At 47.6% G+C, this 14,750-nt stretch carries 15 protein-coding genes and 1 tRNA gene; 7 read left to right on the forward strand and 9 right to left on the reverse strand.

The features are described from left to right. Positions 1-306 (forward strand): transposase (locus BMZ71_RS13120; protein WP_143071449.1); only part of this gene is annotated, 306 nt, incomplete at its 5' end. An 88-nt stretch (positions 307-394) separates the two neighbouring features. On the opposite strand, the gene BMZ71_RS13125 is transcribed toward BMZ71_RS13120, so the two are convergent. From BMZ71_RS13125 to BMZ71_RS13150, 6 genes are all read right to left on the reverse strand, one after another. Then, positions 395-465, reverse strand: a tRNA-Gly gene (locus BMZ71_RS13125). 145 nt (positions 466-610) lie between these two features. After that, positions 611-820, reverse strand: coding sequence for a heavy-metal-associated domain-containing protein (locus tag BMZ71_RS13130; protein ID WP_086990632.1), 210 nt, complete (start codon positions 818-820; stop codon positions 611-613). Between the two features lie 34 nt (positions 821-854). Beyond that, positions 855-3,320 (reverse strand): heavy metal translocating P-type ATPase, encoded by a 2,466-nt coding sequence (locus BMZ71_RS13135; RefSeq protein WP_086990634.1) that lies wholly within the window; start codon positions 3,318-3,320, stop codon positions 855-857. Beyond that, positions 3,310-3,786: a CopY/TcrY family copper transport repressor gene (locus BMZ71_RS13140; RefSeq protein ID WP_086990636.1), complete on the reverse strand. Its 477-nt coding sequence runs from the start codon at positions 3,784-3,786 to the stop codon at positions 3,310-3,312. The genes BMZ71_RS13135 and BMZ71_RS13140 overlap by 11 nt, the downstream gene beginning before the upstream one ends. Positions 3,787-3,949: 163 nt before the next feature. After that, entirely contained in the window at positions 3,950-4,543 is a 594-nt protein-coding gene (locus BMZ71_RS13145; RefSeq protein WP_086990638.1) for an Ada metal-binding domain-containing protein, read from the reverse strand. 170 nt (positions 4,544-4,713) lie between these two features. Continuing rightward, on the reverse strand, positions 4,714-5,388 hold the full coding sequence (locus BMZ71_RS13150) for a deoxynucleoside kinase (protein WP_245734445.1): 675 nt from the start codon (positions 5,386-5,388) through the stop codon (positions 4,714-4,716). 238 nt (positions 5,389-5,626) lie between these two features. On the opposite strand from BMZ71_RS13150, the gene BMZ71_RS13155 reads away from it, so the two are divergent. Together BMZ71_RS13155 and BMZ71_RS13160 are read left to right on the forward strand one after the other, a co-directional pair. Next, a complete protein-coding gene (locus BMZ71_RS13155) occupies positions 5,627-6,598 on the forward strand; it encodes an aromatic acid exporter family protein (RefSeq protein ID WP_086990640.1) in 972 nt (323 codons plus the stop codon). Positions 6,599-7,011: 413 nt separating this feature from the next. Next, entirely contained in the window at positions 7,012-8,112 is a 1,101-nt protein-coding gene (locus BMZ71_RS13160; RefSeq protein ID WP_086990642.1) for a 5-methyltetrahydropteroyltriglutamate--homocysteine S-methyltransferase, read from the forward strand. A gap of 181 nt (positions 8,113-8,293) precedes the next feature. Here BMZ71_RS13160 and BMZ71_RS13165 read toward each other — a convergent pair whose 3' ends face one another. From BMZ71_RS13165 to BMZ71_RS13175, 3 genes are all read right to left on the reverse strand, one after another. Continuing rightward, complete coding sequence (locus tag BMZ71_RS13165) at positions 8,294-9,202, reverse strand: patatin-like phospholipase family protein (RefSeq protein ID WP_086990643.1); 909 nt, start codon at positions 9,200-9,202, stop codon at positions 8,294-8,296. Between the two features lie 318 nt (positions 9,203-9,520). Then, the gene (locus BMZ71_RS13170) at positions 9,521-10,414 is read right to left on the reverse strand and encodes an EamA family transporter (protein ID WP_086990645.1); all 894 of its coding nucleotides are present in this window, start codon (positions 10,412-10,414) and stop codon (positions 9,521-9,523) included. 146 nt (positions 10,415-10,560) lie between these two features. Further along, positions 10,561-11,061 carry a GNAT family N-acetyltransferase gene (locus tag BMZ71_RS13175; protein WP_086990647.1) on the reverse strand — a complete coding sequence of 167 codons (501 nt, stop codon included), beginning with the start codon at positions 11,059-11,061 and terminating at the stop codon, positions 10,561-10,563. Positions 11,062-11,274: 213 nt separating this feature from the next. Between BMZ71_RS13175 and BMZ71_RS13180 the strand changes: the two genes are divergently transcribed. The 4 genes from BMZ71_RS13180 to BMZ71_RS15175 form a co-directional block, all read left to right on the forward strand. Further along, entirely contained in the window at positions 11,275-11,976 is a 702-nt protein-coding gene (locus tag BMZ71_RS13180) for a response regulator transcription factor (RefSeq protein ID WP_086990653.1), read from the forward strand. A 2-nt stretch (positions 11,977-11,978) separates the two neighbouring features. Next, a complete protein-coding gene (locus BMZ71_RS13185; protein WP_177187631.1) occupies positions 11,979-13,403 on the forward strand; it encodes a sensor histidine kinase in 1,425 nt (474 codons plus the stop codon). A 213-nt stretch (positions 13,404-13,616) separates the two neighbouring features. Beyond that, complete coding sequence (locus tag BMZ71_RS13190; RefSeq protein ID WP_068558705.1) at positions 13,617-14,303, forward strand: polyphosphate polymerase domain-containing protein; 687 nt, start codon at positions 13,617-13,619, stop codon at positions 14,301-14,303. Between the two features lie 219 nt (positions 14,304-14,522). Next, a partial coding sequence (locus tag BMZ71_RS15175) for a hypothetical protein (protein WP_218142831.1) occupies positions 14,523-14,750 on the forward strand: 228 nt, incomplete at its 3' end.

The raw sequence follows: 14,750 nt of genomic DNA on the forward strand, positions 1-14,750 counted from the left end.
TACTGCAAAGAACTCGGAATCCGATTATCCGGCCCGTCGCTCGGCAGGCCCAAGAAGGATCAGAAGATTGACAAAAAACAAGAATACAGCGACAACTGCGATCGAGTAGAGGTCGAGAGAGGCTTCAGCCTGGCGAAAAGAAAGTTCGGGCTCAGGCTTATTCGAACACGCCTTGAAGAGACCAGTCTCTGTGTGATTGCTTTATCCATCCTTACAATGAACCTGTCCAAGGTTTCATTGCGCATTTTTTTGACTTTCATCCAATGGATGAGCTCCCCTAGAATTGAACCTCTAATGAAGCCGTAAGCTAAAAATAGGGATTTATTCAGCAGGCATTAAATAAAAAAACCTTACCGACTTCATCGGTAAGGTTAAGATGCATGCATTATCAGAAAGCGGGCGACGGGAATCGGACCCGCGACATGACCTTGGGAAGGTCGCATTTTACCACTAAACTACGCCCGCAGATTGGTCTGTTCGACCGGACTGCATGTATTATTTTACTCCTAAATTGTGTTCACGACAATAGCCAAACAGAAAAAATGTACAAATTTATGCGAAAAAAGCTCCCTCAGCAATCATAGAGGGAGCCTGTGCCATTATTTTTTGCTTATTTGCTGCCGGTTACTTTAAACTTCGTGCCGGACAACGCTTCATTGAAAGTCGTTTCGGAAATGTCTTGGTTCATTTTGACCGTTGCTGTTTTTTCTTCAAGATCAACGATTACCTCTTCCACACCTGCAATCGCAGACAATTTCTCTTTGACCGTCGCTACGCAACCATCGCATTTCATTCCTTCAAGTAGTAATTCTTTTTTCATCATTATTTCCTCTTTTCTTCTATTTATTGATCCTTTACCGTTTTGAGACGGAAGGTTTGAATCCTTTCAGACGTAATGCATTCAACACAACCGACACCGAGCTGAAACTCATCGCTGCTCCGGCGATCATCGGATTCAACAAAGGTCCTCCGAAGACATGCAGGATTCCCATCGCGACAGGAATACCCAGGACATTATAGGCGAATGCCCAGAACAGATTCTCCTTGATGTTTTTGATGGTGGCTTTGCTGAGTTCGACGGCCGTGGCAACCGCCATCAGGTCGCTCTTCATCAGTACGATATCTGCTGATTCGATGGCAACATCAGTCCCTGATCCGATGGCGATGCCGATGTCGGCTTGAGCCAATGCCGGTGCATCATTGACACCGTCTCCGACCATGGCGACTTTGCGGCCGCCCTGTTGCAGCTTCTTGACTTCTTCCGCTTTGTCTTCAGGCAATACTTCACTCAAGACCCGGTCGATGCCCACCTGGTTGGCGATGGCTTGCGCCGTACGTTTATTGTCACCGGTGATCATCGCGATTTCGATGCCCATATCACGGAGTTTTTTGATTGCGGTCGCACTGCTTGCTTTCACCGTATCGGCAACGGCGATGATGCCGGCCAATTCCCCATCCATTGCGATGTACATCGGTGTTTTGCCTTGTTCCGCCAGCGTGTGGGAGGTTTCGGCAAAAGAACCGAGTCCGATTGCATGGTTCAGCATCAACTTTTCATTTCCCAACAGAAGCTCTTTCCCATCGATTGTAACAGCGATACCGAAGCCAGGCAACGCATTGAAGGCGGATGGTTTCAAGAAAGACAGCTGTTTCTCCTCGGCATCGCGGACGATGGCTTCCCCGAGCGGATGCTCTGACCCTTTTTCGGCCGATGCTGCCAACAGCAACAGTTCATTCGGATCCAGCCCTTCACGGACCAGAACATCCGTCACTTTCGGCTTACCTTCCGTGATCGTCCCCGTCTTGTCGAAAACGATAGTCTGAATTTTATGCGTTACCTCCAGAGCCGTCCCGCTTTTGATCAGCACACCGTTCTCGGCGCCCTTACCGGTACCCACCATGATGGCGGTCGGAGTCGCCAAGCCCAACGCGCAAGGACAAGCGATGACCAATACGGAAATCGTGATGGTCAGTGCAAAAATCCAGGATTCTTGTCCCATGAAGTACCACGCCAGCCCGGCCAGAACAGCGAGCACGATGACGATCGGAACGAAGTAGCCCGAAATCGTATCGGCCAGTTTTGCGATCGGTGCTTTTGAACCTTGGGCATCTTCCACCAACTTGATGATCTGCGCAAGCGCCGTATCTTTCCCGACTTTTTCGGCACGGTATTGGATCGTTCCGTTTTTATTGATGCTGCCGCCGATGATGGCATCGCCCGCTTTTTTCTCCACCGGCATACTCTCGCCTGTCAGCATCGATTCATCGACGGATGTCAGGCCTTCCGTGACTTTCCCATCGACAGCCATTTTTTCGCCGGGACGGACAACCAGAATGTCCCCAACCATAACGGCATCCAGCTTAATTTCCTGCTCATTGCCGTCACGGATGACGCGGGCTGTCTTAGGCGCCAAGCCCATCAGTTTTTTGATGGCCTCCGACGTCTTGCCTTTTGAAACGGCCTCGAAGTACTTGCCGAGCGTAATCAGCGTCAAAATGACGGCTGCTGATTCGTAGTACAAGTTCATGACAAGCTCGTTGTTCCCACCGATTGCCGCAACTGTGCCATACAGGCTATACAGAAAGGCTGCGCTTGTTCCCAAAGCCACGAGCGAATCCATATTCGGGTGGCCTTTGAACAAGGACTTGAAGCCGACTGTGAAAAATTTCGTCCCGAGCAGCATCACCGGGATCGTCAACACGAGCTGTGTGAGCGCGAATGTGACGGGATGCATATCCGGATGGAGGCTCATCGGCAACGGCAATCCCAACATGTGACCCATCGCGAGATACAGAAGTGGAATCGTGAATACCGCCGAGAGCCAAAAGCGCCGCCACATATTTTTGATGTGTTGTTCTTTCTTCGCTTGATTTTGATCGCTTTCTTCTATAGTACTGCTCTCTTCAATCGCCTTATAGCCCGCTTCGGCCACAACTCTTTCGATATCTCCTGGATGAAGCATTGTCGGATCATAAGAGACGAACATTTTTTCGGTAGCCAAGTTCACGGACGCATCCGACACGCCAGCCACTGCCCTGGTCACTTTTTCCACGGTTTGGGAGCACGAGGCGCAACTCATGCCTTCGATCAGAAACGTCTTTTCTTTCTTGTTTGCCACCAACACATAACCTGCTGCATCGACTGCATTCTTCAGAAAATCTTCGGAAAACTGGCTCTCATCGACAACAACCGTCAATTTCTCGGTCGCTAAGTTGACAGTGGCTTCCTTGACGCCTGCGACTTTAGCTGCCGCTTTTTCCACGGCTTGGGAGCACGATGCACAACTCATGCCTTCTATATCATAACTTTTATTTTCCATCTGGTGATTCCTCCTTATGTACGCAACCGGTTTGTTTGCAGTTGCATTGTCCTGGCGTGCACATACACTTTACTTCATCGACTGCCGTCCGTTTTTTGATGGCGATCGCCTTTTCCAACATCGCCACGTCTGCGTGACTCAATGTTGCTCTATCAATCAGTTCCGCTATCGTGCGGCCGACTTTTTTCGTGCAGACGTGTGCCAAAAGGTCTTCGGTAGCACCGCCGACGCTTTCCTGCTCGGATACGTTTGCGCTGTAGATGAATTTATTTCCGATAGGTTCCGTTGCCAACAAGCCTTTGTCGACGAGTCTTCCGATCAACGTTTTGATGGTGGCTTGTTTCCAATCCATTTTTTCCTGCAGAACCGAAATGATTTCCCGGCTGGTTGCTTTTCCGTTCGTCCAGACAACGCGCATGACTTCCCATTCAGCGTCGGTGATTTTCTTCTGTGCCAGTTCGGTCATTTTTTTCACCCTTCTGTTGTTTATTCTTACTTATGAATTCAAGTTTACACTTGTAAACGATTTGTGTCAAATGATTTCATCGGAAAATAAAAAAACAGCTTGTTACCATTGATCGGTCAGCCTGCTGTTTAGCTCTACATTTTTTTATTTGTGCTGTAACTCTTCAGGAGTGTTGGTCTGTGTCAAGCTTACGCGCACGTTTACGGTATTCTGTCGGAGCCACGCCTTCCTTTTCCTTGAATTTGCGGGAAAAATCCGCTGCGGCGGGCATCCCAACCAGCTCAGCTATTTGCTTGATGAAGAGTCTCGAGTGAATCAGCAAGTAGCGTGCTTGATCCATCCGGACACGGTCGAGATAGTCCAGCAACGAAACGCCGTATATCCGGATGAAAATCTGCTGCAGTTCCGACGAAGGCCCATGACAAGCTTCGGCAATCCGATTCACGCTCAACGGGTTTGGATAATGGCTGTGGATGAAGCGTTCAGCTTGACCGGCCCATTCCAGATCCGTAACGGCCTTCCCGTTCGGCCTGCATTTGCGGCAAGGACTGTAGCCGTGCGCCTCGGCAGCCTCCACCGAGGAAAAGATGCAGACATGGTTGAATTTCGGAATCTGGGTAGGGCAGGACGGCTTGCAGTACAGTTGTGTATTCCTGTCCGCGTAATAGAATTGTCCATCAAAATGCCCATCCCGTTCATTGATTGCCTGCCATTGTTCCACATTCACCGCTTGTTCTGCCTTATCCGCCGCCATCATCTGGTTCCATCCTCTTCAACTGTCATTTATGTCTGTTTCCTAATTATAGTATATAAACCACGGATATGCTTCAGTCCGTCGCGAAAAATTTAGGCCTACTCACCAAAAAAACAGCAGTCGCACCGAATGGCACTGCTGCTGTTTGATGACGACCTGAACGGATCTGTCACTTATACGATATTGCTTCCGGCACAAGTCAATTCGACCTCTTCGCCGCGGACTTCCAAGAGAGCATTTTCGATGATGCTCATGACCTTCTCTTCATCGCCGCTGTTGTTGACGATATCGAATGTGTCGATGTTGATTTTGATTTTGGGACTTTGATCGTATTCCTGATACCATTGCTCATAATTTTTGAAAAGTAATTCATAGTAGGATAATAACTCGGAATCGTCTTCGATCTGCTCAAATTCACGGCCGCGCTTGCGGATGTGATCCAAAATCGTCTCGAATGAACCATCCAGATAGATCAGCAAATCCGGCGCTTTTTTGGGCATGCCTTCCAGTTCTTCCATCATATTGGCCAACAGGTCGTTGTAGATATCCATCTCTTCTTTGGAAATGTTGCCTTGCAAATGATTGACCCTCGTGAACAGCGCGTCTTCATATATGGAACGGTCCAAGACATTATTGTCATCAGTCAAAGCAGCTTTGATGCTGCGGAACCGCGTATTCAAGAAATATATTTGAAGGCTGAATGCCCATTTTTGCGGATTATCATAAAATTTGTCCAAGATCGGGTTGTAATCGACGCTTTCGAAAAAGGCCTCCGTACCCAATCTTCTTGAAATCATTTCAGTATAAGTCGACTTCCCAGCACCTATCATTCCTGCCATTACCAGCACGCTCAATCATATCCCTTCCTTTGGTGTTATCTGATTATTTCCGTAATTTAATGTAATTTCCGATCCGCTGGTTCGCGGAACAACATCCAGTATCATACCATGCCAGCAAAACGAGATATAGTATTTTTTTGATTAGAAAATCCACTTCCAGACCGAAAAAGACGCACTCTTACTGTATCCGAAAACACTGGTCAATCGAACTGAAATGCACTATGCTAGAAATATAGGAGGGAAGCCCATGACATTGAGCCACCGCACCATCAAAATCGCATTTGCGACTGTCATTGCGATTCTGATTGCGCAATTTTTTGATTTGAATTATTCCGTTTCAGCTGGGATCATCGCGATCCTTAGTGTGCTGGACACCAAAAAATCATCCGTTCTGACAGCCTTGCAGCGGATTGCCTCCACAGTGCTGGCGTTGACGATCGCAACGGTCCTGTTCCGGATTTTTGGATTCCACATCATCGTGTTCGGAGTTTATCTGCTTTTCTATGTACCATTGGCCTACCGCTTCACTCTTCAATCCGGGATCGCGCCTTGTTCGGTGCTTGTGACGCATCTATTACTGGAAAAGCAAACAAGCCTTCCTTGGATTCTGAACGAATTAGCCTTGATGATGATCGGAGCCGGCGTGGCGATTCTGTTCAATCTCTACATGCCATCCAAAGCGAGCCAGATCATCTTGCTTCGCGAACAAGTCGAGACGCAGATGAAGGAAGTGCTGCACAGTTTCAGCGTCACCCTTCGTGAGGGAGATGACCGCAATCAAAAGCGGTTGTTGAATGAGTTGGATGATCAATTGGAAAAATACAGGCAAGTTGTCTATGCCGAATTCGATAATCAGTTGCTGGACCAATCGACCTATAACATCCGCTACTTCGATATGCGCAGCGAGCAGGTCACCATCCTGAAATATATGGCCACTAATCTCGGCTTGTGCGCGCTGCCGACAAGCGAAAACAAAATTTTGGCCGGGCTGTTCTTCCTGACTGCCGCTCAGCTGCACGAACAGAACACCGGAATCTATCTGATGGAGGACATCGATTCATTGCTGCAAGCATTCCGTGAGAGCGAGTTGCCGGCCACCCGGGCGGAGTTCGAAAATCGCGCCATTTTGTTTCAGTTGCTGAACGACTTCAGACGGTTCATCCAGACTAAAAAAATATTCTACGAGGAATACGCAGCGGAAATCAAAACAAGTAAATGAATTTATCGTGAGAAAACATTTGACACTTACTAATCATATTGTTATTATATATATATAAATTCAAACAACCTCACGGTGAAAAGAAGAGTATGGATAACGGAAATGCACAGAGAACCTCGGCAGCTGAGAAGAGGACAGGAAAGTCATCCAGAAAATGGTCTTAGAGTGATTGGTTTGTGAACGCCATCCGGCCTCAGCGAGCCACGTCCGCATACGTTACAATGCCGCAGTATAACAAGACTATCGATCGTCTTGCGTACTGACTGAGGGGGCATGCGTGAGCGTACCCCGAACCAAGGTGGTATCACGATGAGCAATCATACGTCCTTGCACAGCAATGTGCAGGGACGTATTTTTTTTTACTGCATTATCTTGTTTGATAAAAAAATAATAACAGAAAGAAGGAAAATAATATGACAAAAGCACAAAAAACAACAACTTTACCATTCAGAGCCGATCACGTAGGGAGCTTTTTACGCACGGAACCATTGAAGGACGCGCGCTTGAAATTTGCAGCCGGTGAAATCGATGCTGCTGCTTTGGACCAAATCGAAACGGAAGAAATCACGAAACTGGTCAAAGATCAAAAGGAAAACGGATTGAAGGGATTCACGGATGGCGAATTCCGTCGCTCATGGTGGCATATCGATTTCATCGAAAACCTGAACGGATTTGAAGGCTATGTGCCGGAACACGGTTATGATTTCGGGGATGTGGAAGTCCGCAAGTACGCTTTCCGCAACGTCGGCAAAATCTCCTTCAATCCGAACCACCCTTTCCTGGCTGCTTTCAAATCATTAAATGAAATCGTCGGAGACCAAGGCGTAGCGAAGTTCACAATCCCTAGCCCGAACGAAGTTTTCTACCCAGGCTATCGCAACGAAGAAATCTACCCTTCGGTTGAAGCGTACCAAGCAGACGTGCAACAAGCCTACATCAACACTGTCCAAGCTTTATACAACTTGGGCTGTCGCTATCTGCAATTGGACGATGTACACTGGGGCTTCCTTTGCAACTTCGCGGATGATTCGGAAGAATACAAAGCTTCCAAACGCGTTGCAGCTGAGAACGTTCAAGCCATCATCGAAGCAAAACCTGCTGATCTTGTCTTGACGACACATGTCTGTCGCGGCAACTATAAATCTCACCACTCATTGGAAGGCGCTTATGATCCGATCGCAGAAGAGCTTTTCGGACAAACAAGCTTCGACGGTTATTTCCTGGAGTATGATACCGATCGTTCCGGCGGTTTCGAACCACTTGCCTACTTCAAAGGCAAAGGCCGTATCGTATTGGGCCTGGTTACTTCGAAAACGGCGGAGCTGGAAGACAAAGAAGAAATCAAAGCCCGCATAAAAGAAGCCAGTAAATATGTTCCTTTGGATCAATTGGCGTTGAGCACGCAATGCGGATTCGCCTCCACAGAAGAAGGCAACTTGCTGACGGAAGAGGAACAATGGGCGAAAGTACGCCACGTTGTAGAAATCTCCAAAGAAGTTTGGCCGGAAAACTAAGCATTATATGCAAAACCGCACAATCAGCTGATGATTGTGCGGTTTTTTTATTGTAGCGTCAGCTGCAAGGCTGACCTCCGGTGAGACGCTGTTCACCGGAGTTCAGGAGCTCTCACTATCCTGAACTCCGATAAGAGCTCTCTCGCCGGAGTTGCGGTCTTTCTCCCGGCTGGCTACGCATCTAATCTGTATTTCGATGATTTTCCAACAGGCTATAGTCGATCGGATTATTCCGCAACATCTCATTGGCGATTGCGATGACATCCTGACCGGCACCCACTTTAAAGACAAGCTGCGGTTCAATCGGGAAGTTCACCTGGATATCTGCCTGTTTCGTCAATTGACGATCCATCTGCCGGATCAGGATATCCAAACTTTGGATCGCAACATTAAAAGGTGACCCCAGTTGACGGTCAACCGCATCATAAATCATCGACACAGACATGAGCACACTGAAACGTGAACGATCAAAAAGAGGGATAGGCAAATTCATCATCACCCCACCATCAACTAACTGTCTACCGTCTAAGGTTGCAGTGGAGAAAATCATCGGGAACGCACAGGACGCCGCCACGGCAATGCCCAATTCGATATCATGTGGATAGATGAGCCAATCTCCCGTCGGACTTGTGAAAAAATCGGGTTCATTGGTGAAAACAATCAATTCACTTGTATGGATATCAACAGTCGTGATCGCGATAGGCAAACGACAATCGGACAGCATCCGGCAACCTATTTTATCAAATAACTGACAGGCCATCTGCTGCAGATTCTGCAGTTCAACGAAACCGTTATTGTGTTCCCGAACATGCTGAAGAAGCAGATAGGCAGGCCTGCTGAAGACACCACGATCGGCAAATTCCCTTTCCGCATCCAATAACGCTTTCTCGATTTCCGTCGCAGTCAACCCACAGGCCACCAAAGCCGCTATGACAGCTCCCATAGAAGTTCCTGCTGCGGCATCGATTTTGACATGATTCTTTTCGAGATCATGTAGGACCGCAAGCTGCGCAAAGGACTTCAGGCCTCCTCCAGCCAAACTGATTCCAAACAGCCCCTTGCCCTTTTCCGATTTTTCCGGCGATTCCATATAAGTTCCCTTCCTTCAAAAGTAGTTCTCTACTATAATTATCGCTTATTTCAGCAGAAACTACAAAAAAGAAGCGTGTTATAGAGCGCCACCTCCTGCAAACGTGCCCTTCGCAGGAGGTGACGGGTATATCCAGGTGGTTTCTCCGGCCAGATTACCGCTCCCCGTTGTTGAAGCCCAATCGTTATCCCGTTCTCCGACAAAGCCACCGCCCGCTGGAGGAGACGAGACTCCCTTTACCCCGTGGTGTAGAACCCCGCCCCCAAGTAGAGCGCCGCAACGCAAAAAAGCGGCATTCAGCCGCTTTTTTGCATAAAACTATTCAAACCCCAGAATGAAGATCCCTACCATAATCATTGCAATGACCGCGTATTGTTTTGCGGTCAGTTTTTCTTTCAGGAAAATCCGTGAAAGGATGACGGATACCATACTATAGGAAGAAATCAGCGGCGCCACGATAACTGCATTCGCACTGATCGCAAACACATAGAAGAACTGGCCCAACGTTTCAAATATGGCTGCCAAACCGCGGTCTTTCTGATCGCGCAAGGCGAATGTCTCCTTCTTGATCCAGACAAGGTAAACCCAGGCCAGAACGGCAACAATCAGCCATGTCAATTCATAGGAGATGTTCGCCTGCATTTCATCCATTCCTCTGTCGAATACCCACGCGTCCGCGAACGTCCCAAGTGAATCGATCAATGCATATCCCAATGGAAACAGCAAAGCGATCGCGCCGTATTTATATTTGCGGTCCACCATTTCTTTGTTCTCTTTTCGTTCGGCCTCGGAAAATCGTTGCTCAAAAACCGACAGAAGGATAACACCAACTGTGATTAGCCCTACTGCAAAAAATTGGATTCCTGTCATGGATTGCCCCAGGAAAATAAAAGTCAACAAACCCGATATCGCTCCTGACGAGTTCTGTACAGGTGAAGAGATAGACAGTTCCAGAAACCGCAGACCTGCATAGCCGACCGCCATCGATAAAATGTACAACGCCGATACTGGAAGATAAGTAATCATGTTGCGCGGTTCGTAGACCACGCCCGAAGTCAGCAGGACATACATAGCATGAATACCCATGACCGCTCCAACCATTATGACAATCTTCAGGTAACTGTATTTGTCTTTCGGATCGCTTCCTTTTTTATAAAATAAATCCGCTGTACCCCAAGCCAACACGGACACAATCGCAAATAAAAACCACATGCTCCATCCATCCTTTATAAAATAATTTCAAAAACTAACTTAGTAATTATACTAGACGGATGGTGTTTGCAATAACAATAACGCAATGTTAACAACATATTTACAGATTTATCGTAAGTCACACGCAATATAAACGTTGGAAAAAATCAGTCGCGGACTCTTTTGCCCATGTAGACGAGATCGCGCTCGATGCCGTCGAGTTCGGCCACTCTCGGTAAGTAGCCCCATTGTTCGAAGCCAAATTTTTTCATCAGCCCGATGCTCGGTGCATTGTGGCCGAAGATGAGACAAACAAGATTCGTGATATCCAACTCGTCGCAAGCAGCCAATACTGTTTCCATAATCTGCGTGCCCATTTTTTTACCGCGGTAGCCTTCATGGATATAAATGCTCAATTCTGCTGTCTTATCGTAGGCGGCACGCTCGTGGAAAGCCTGAAAGCTCACCCAAGCACAGATTTTCCCATCCTCTTCAAAAACCCAGATCGGTCTGTAGCTGGGCGAATGGTCCAGGAACCAGCCCATTTTTTGTTTGACGGTCACCGGTTCCAGATCGGCCGTCACCATCCGGCTGGGGATTGTCTGATTGTAGATAGCGACGATGTCTTCCACATCGTCCAAAGTTGCATTTCTATGTGTAAGGGTCATTTTTATTCCTCCAAAAATCAAAAATTCACAGCCCAACTTCTTGAAGGACTATACGCTATTTTACCAGTTTGGCCAGGGGAAATGCCATCTATTTTCAAAAGAGAGCACAAATACTATTTTCCCTTCCCAATTTCTGCAGGATTGCCGCAGTTTTTCGTAATCTTCCCAATGAAAATCGGTTATACTGGATACAAGAATGGGGTGGAGAACATTATGAATGAAGAAATATATATCGCAGAAGATGAAGATGGCATCCGTTTGACGGTGAAGACGTTTCTGGAGAGCGAGGGCTATGCGGTCTCCGACTTTCCCAATGGCGACTTGCTTTACGATGCTTTCCTGGATAAGCAACCGGACCTGGTCATCCTGGATGTGATGATGCCGGGATCTAGTGGTTTCGAAATCACCAAAAAAATACGCGACATCAGTTCGGTGCCGATCATCATCCTGACCGCAAAAGACAGCGACATGGATTACGCGACGGGCATCAACTTGGGCAGTGATGATTACTTCACGAAGCCCTTCAGTGCCATCGCCCTGAATATGCGCGTAAAAGCGATGCTTCGCCGCATCAAGATGGATCAGGAACGCCTGCCGGCCCGTCAGGAAGAAGCGACGCTGCGGATCGGTGATATCGAAATCGATCTGGCCGCCATGTCCGTCAGACAAAATGGGGTCTCCCTCAACCTGACACCAAATGAATACAATGTTTTCGTTTATCTAATCGAAAACAAAAACCGTGCCGTTTCCAGGGACGAGCTTTTGGATTCGATCTGGGGATACGGCAAGGACATCGAGACGCGGGCCTGCGATGATACAGTCAGACGGTTGCGCAAAAAACTTGCCGGCTCCACAGTCGAGATCGAGACCGTTTGGGGATTCGGCTTCACCGTGAAGGAGTCGTCTGAAGGATGAGGATGAAGACATCGAAAAAAAGTTTGAAGATCCGGCTTCTGACGACCGTCACCTTGTTGTTGGCGGCCATCTTTACCTTGATTTATCTGGTGTTCAATTTTTTCTTTACCCAGTACATCGAAACAGCCGCGACCTCGCTGCTTTCCGAAGCGAGACAAGATTACATCGAGCGTCCCTTCGACGAGGACAAAAAATTGGAACCGGAGCCCGCAGCATCGGATGGGACCCTTGTGGATGAGCCAGGGGACAAGAATAAAGAACCTCACACAGCCTTTGCATCCAGCGTCAAAAAGACGATCATTTCCGAAGATTTCGAAATCCTCTTCCCGCAGATCCAGGACACAGGGTTCAGCGATGACGATTCGTTGACGAATTTCGTTTCCGGACTGGAAAGTTCCGATATCACACTGGCATTGACGGCTGATGGGAAATTGGAGTTGGAGGATAATCTCTACTACTATTCCATCGCCCCCAACGCCGAAAAGGAAGGGACCTATGCGGTATTCTTCCTGAATATGTCCGATCTGTTCGTCTTCGAGCAGAACCTGAATCAGATCCTTTTGATCATTATGGTAATCGGGCTGGTGACCATCGCCACCATCACCTACCTGCTCGTTTCAAGGATCACGAAACCGTTGCAGACGTTGGCTTTGTTCGCCAAAGAGATCGGTGAAGGGAACTATCAGACGATCGATGAGGAATTCGTCGACTTGGAGCTCCATGAACTGAAGACGACCATGAACGAGACCACAAAAAAACTCAAGCTGTACGACGCAGATCAGCGCACATTCTTCCAGAACGCTTCCCATGAATTGCGGACACCGTTACAGATCATCAAGACAAACGCGGAAGGTATCGAGATCGGCATCATCGATGATAAAAAAGGCGCTATCGCAATCAAGAACGAGACCGACAAACTGGGCACGCTTGTTGAGGATATCCTTTACCTGTCGCGACTGGAAACCCGTTCAGCGGATCGATTGACCGCCACCAACGATATCCGTGAGACATTGGCCTATACCGTCGAACGCTACGCCAGTGTCAGTGATCAAAAAAATCTGCAAGTGCTGTTCGACTTCCAGAAGGATCCTGTCCTGTTCCATTATGATGAAAGGGATTTTGAACGGGCCTTTCAGAATCTTATCTCCAACGCCCTGCGTTACGCAAAAGGCATCATCCGTCTGGGCTGCAAGGAGATAGACAACCGGATCATGATCACCATCTACAATGATGGCGAACCGATTTCTAAGACTGACTTGCCGCATATTTTCGACCGTTTCTACAAAGGCAACAAAGGCGTGCACGGCATCGGGCTATCCATCGTCCAATCGATCGTGCAGACCTACGGCGGACGCATAGAAGTCATGTCCTCCGCCAAAGGGACAACTTTCACGATCATACTGCCGCAACAAAATACATCCAATTAAATAAAAAAAGGACCGAAACGCTGACCGCCCCCATAGGCTAGCGTATCGGCCCTTTTTTTTGCATTGGGATTCGGCGCTCTTTCAACTTTACGCATCTTTCCGCTCGTTTTGCTCCATTTTTGCAACAACTCTCTGCCCTGTTTACGGAGAATTGTTTCCCGGATCGGCCTAGAATAAGGACATCAAGAGAAACAAGAAACGAGGTTGAGCGTTATGAGCGAAATATGCTACCGCAACGAATTCAAACACGAAATTTCCCAAAAAAACAAAGTCATCCTCACAAGTCGGCTGAGAAAATTCCTGAAACATGACGAGAATTCAATAGGCAACAGCTATAGCATCCGAAGTCTCTATTTTGACACGATTTATGACGATGCTTATTGGGACAAAGAGGATGGCCGCAGCTATCGCGAAAAATTCCGGATCCGTTATTACAACAATGACGCTTCCTTTATCCGCCTGGAAAAGAAAGTCAAGGACGGAGCAGTCGGTTACAAACAGAGCGCCTGTATCACGAAAGACATGGCCGACCAGCTTATCCAAAAAAAATATGATTGCCTTGCCGATGCGAACCATCCACTGCTCCAGGAATTCTATGTCAAGTGCAAAAGCCAATGCATGGAGCCGAAAGTGATCATCACCTACGAACGGGAAGCCTTCGCCTATGGACCCGGGAACACCCGCATCACGCTGGATTTTGATATGCACGCCAGCACACAAGTAACTTCTTTCTTCCATGATGGCCGGATCGGAATAAGGGAACCCGGGATCGACTGCGTACTGGAAGTAAAATTCGACAATTACCTGCCGGATTGGATCCAGAGTCTGGTGCAGACAGAAGAAATAACCAGCACCTCGCACTCAAAATACGTCATCGGAAGACATTTAAACCAAATTTGAGAAAAGCGGAACGGGTTCGTTCAGCCCTGAAAGAATTTTAGGAAATCGTGCCGACTGAGCATCGCAGAGCGCAATAGGTACGATTTATCTAAATTTCGAGGGGCTAACCCGTGAAGCTAGTGTAGTGTAGCGTTGATAAATAAGTAAGATGTTGAGTTTGAATCTGTTAGAGTAGCCATCGTTGTGGAGTATAATAAAAATAAACGGCGGTGACTTAAAATGGGCAGAAACAAGAAGTACGTTATCTCATTGACAGATGATGAAGTACGCAGATTAAAAAGTGTTTTGCGTAAGAAAACGACTACTCGAACCCTAAAATGCAGATGCCAAATTTTATTAGACCTCGATGAAGCACATGGAAAAACACTTACCCATCAACAATGTGCCAAATCTATCGGTGTTTGTATTGCGACTGTGCACAATGTAATCAAGTACTACATTGACGGC

Source organism: Trichococcus flocculiformis (genome assembly GCF_900113645.1).
GTDB classification, from domain to species: domain Bacteria; phylum Bacillota; class Bacilli; order Lactobacillales; family Aerococcaceae; genus Trichococcus; species Trichococcus flocculiformis.

Excerpts from the sequence above, each read along its gene's own strand:
- BMZ71_RS13130 (WP_086990632.1), bottom strand. The coding sequence starts at position 820 with ATGAAAAAAGAATTACTACTTGAAGGAATGAAATGCGATGGTTGCGTA.
- BMZ71_RS13135 (WP_086990634.1), bottom strand. The coding sequence starts at position 3,320 with ATGGAAAATAAAAGTTATGATATAGAAGGCATGAGTTGTGCATCGTGC.
- BMZ71_RS13140 (WP_086990636.1), bottom strand. The coding sequence starts at position 3,786 with ATGACCGAACTGGCACAGAAGAAAATCACCGACGCTGAATGGGAAGTC.
- BMZ71_RS13145 (WP_086990638.1), bottom strand. The coding sequence starts at position 4,543 with ATGATGGCGGCGGATAAGGCAGAACAAGCGGTGAATGTGGAACAATGG.
- BMZ71_RS13155 (WP_086990640.1), top strand. The coding sequence starts at position 5,627 with ATGACATTGAGCCACCGCACCATCAAAATCGCATTTGCGACTGTCATT.
- BMZ71_RS13160 (WP_086990642.1), top strand. The coding sequence starts at position 7,012 with ATGACAAAAGCACAAAAAACAACAACTTTACCATTCAGAGCCGATCAC.
- BMZ71_RS13165 (WP_086990643.1), bottom strand. The coding sequence starts at position 9,202 with ATGGAATCGCCGGAAAAATCGGAAAAGGGCAAGGGGCTGTTTGGAATC.
- BMZ71_RS13170 (WP_086990645.1), bottom strand. The coding sequence starts at position 10,414 with ATGTGGTTTTTATTTGCGATTGTGTCCGTGTTGGCTTGGGGTACAGCG.
- BMZ71_RS13175 (WP_086990647.1), bottom strand. The coding sequence starts at position 11,061 with ATGACCCTTACACATAGAAATGCAACTTTGGACGATGTGGAAGACATC.
- BMZ71_RS13180 (WP_086990653.1), top strand. The coding sequence starts at position 11,275 with ATGAATGAAGAAATATATATCGCAGAAGATGAAGATGGCATCCGTTTG.
- BMZ71_RS13185 (WP_177187631.1), top strand. The coding sequence starts at position 11,979 with ATGAAGACATCGAAAAAAAGTTTGAAGATCCGGCTTCTGACGACCGTC.
- BMZ71_RS13190 (WP_068558705.1), top strand. The coding sequence starts at position 13,617 with ATGAGCGAAATATGCTACCGCAACGAATTCAAACACGAAATTTCCCAA.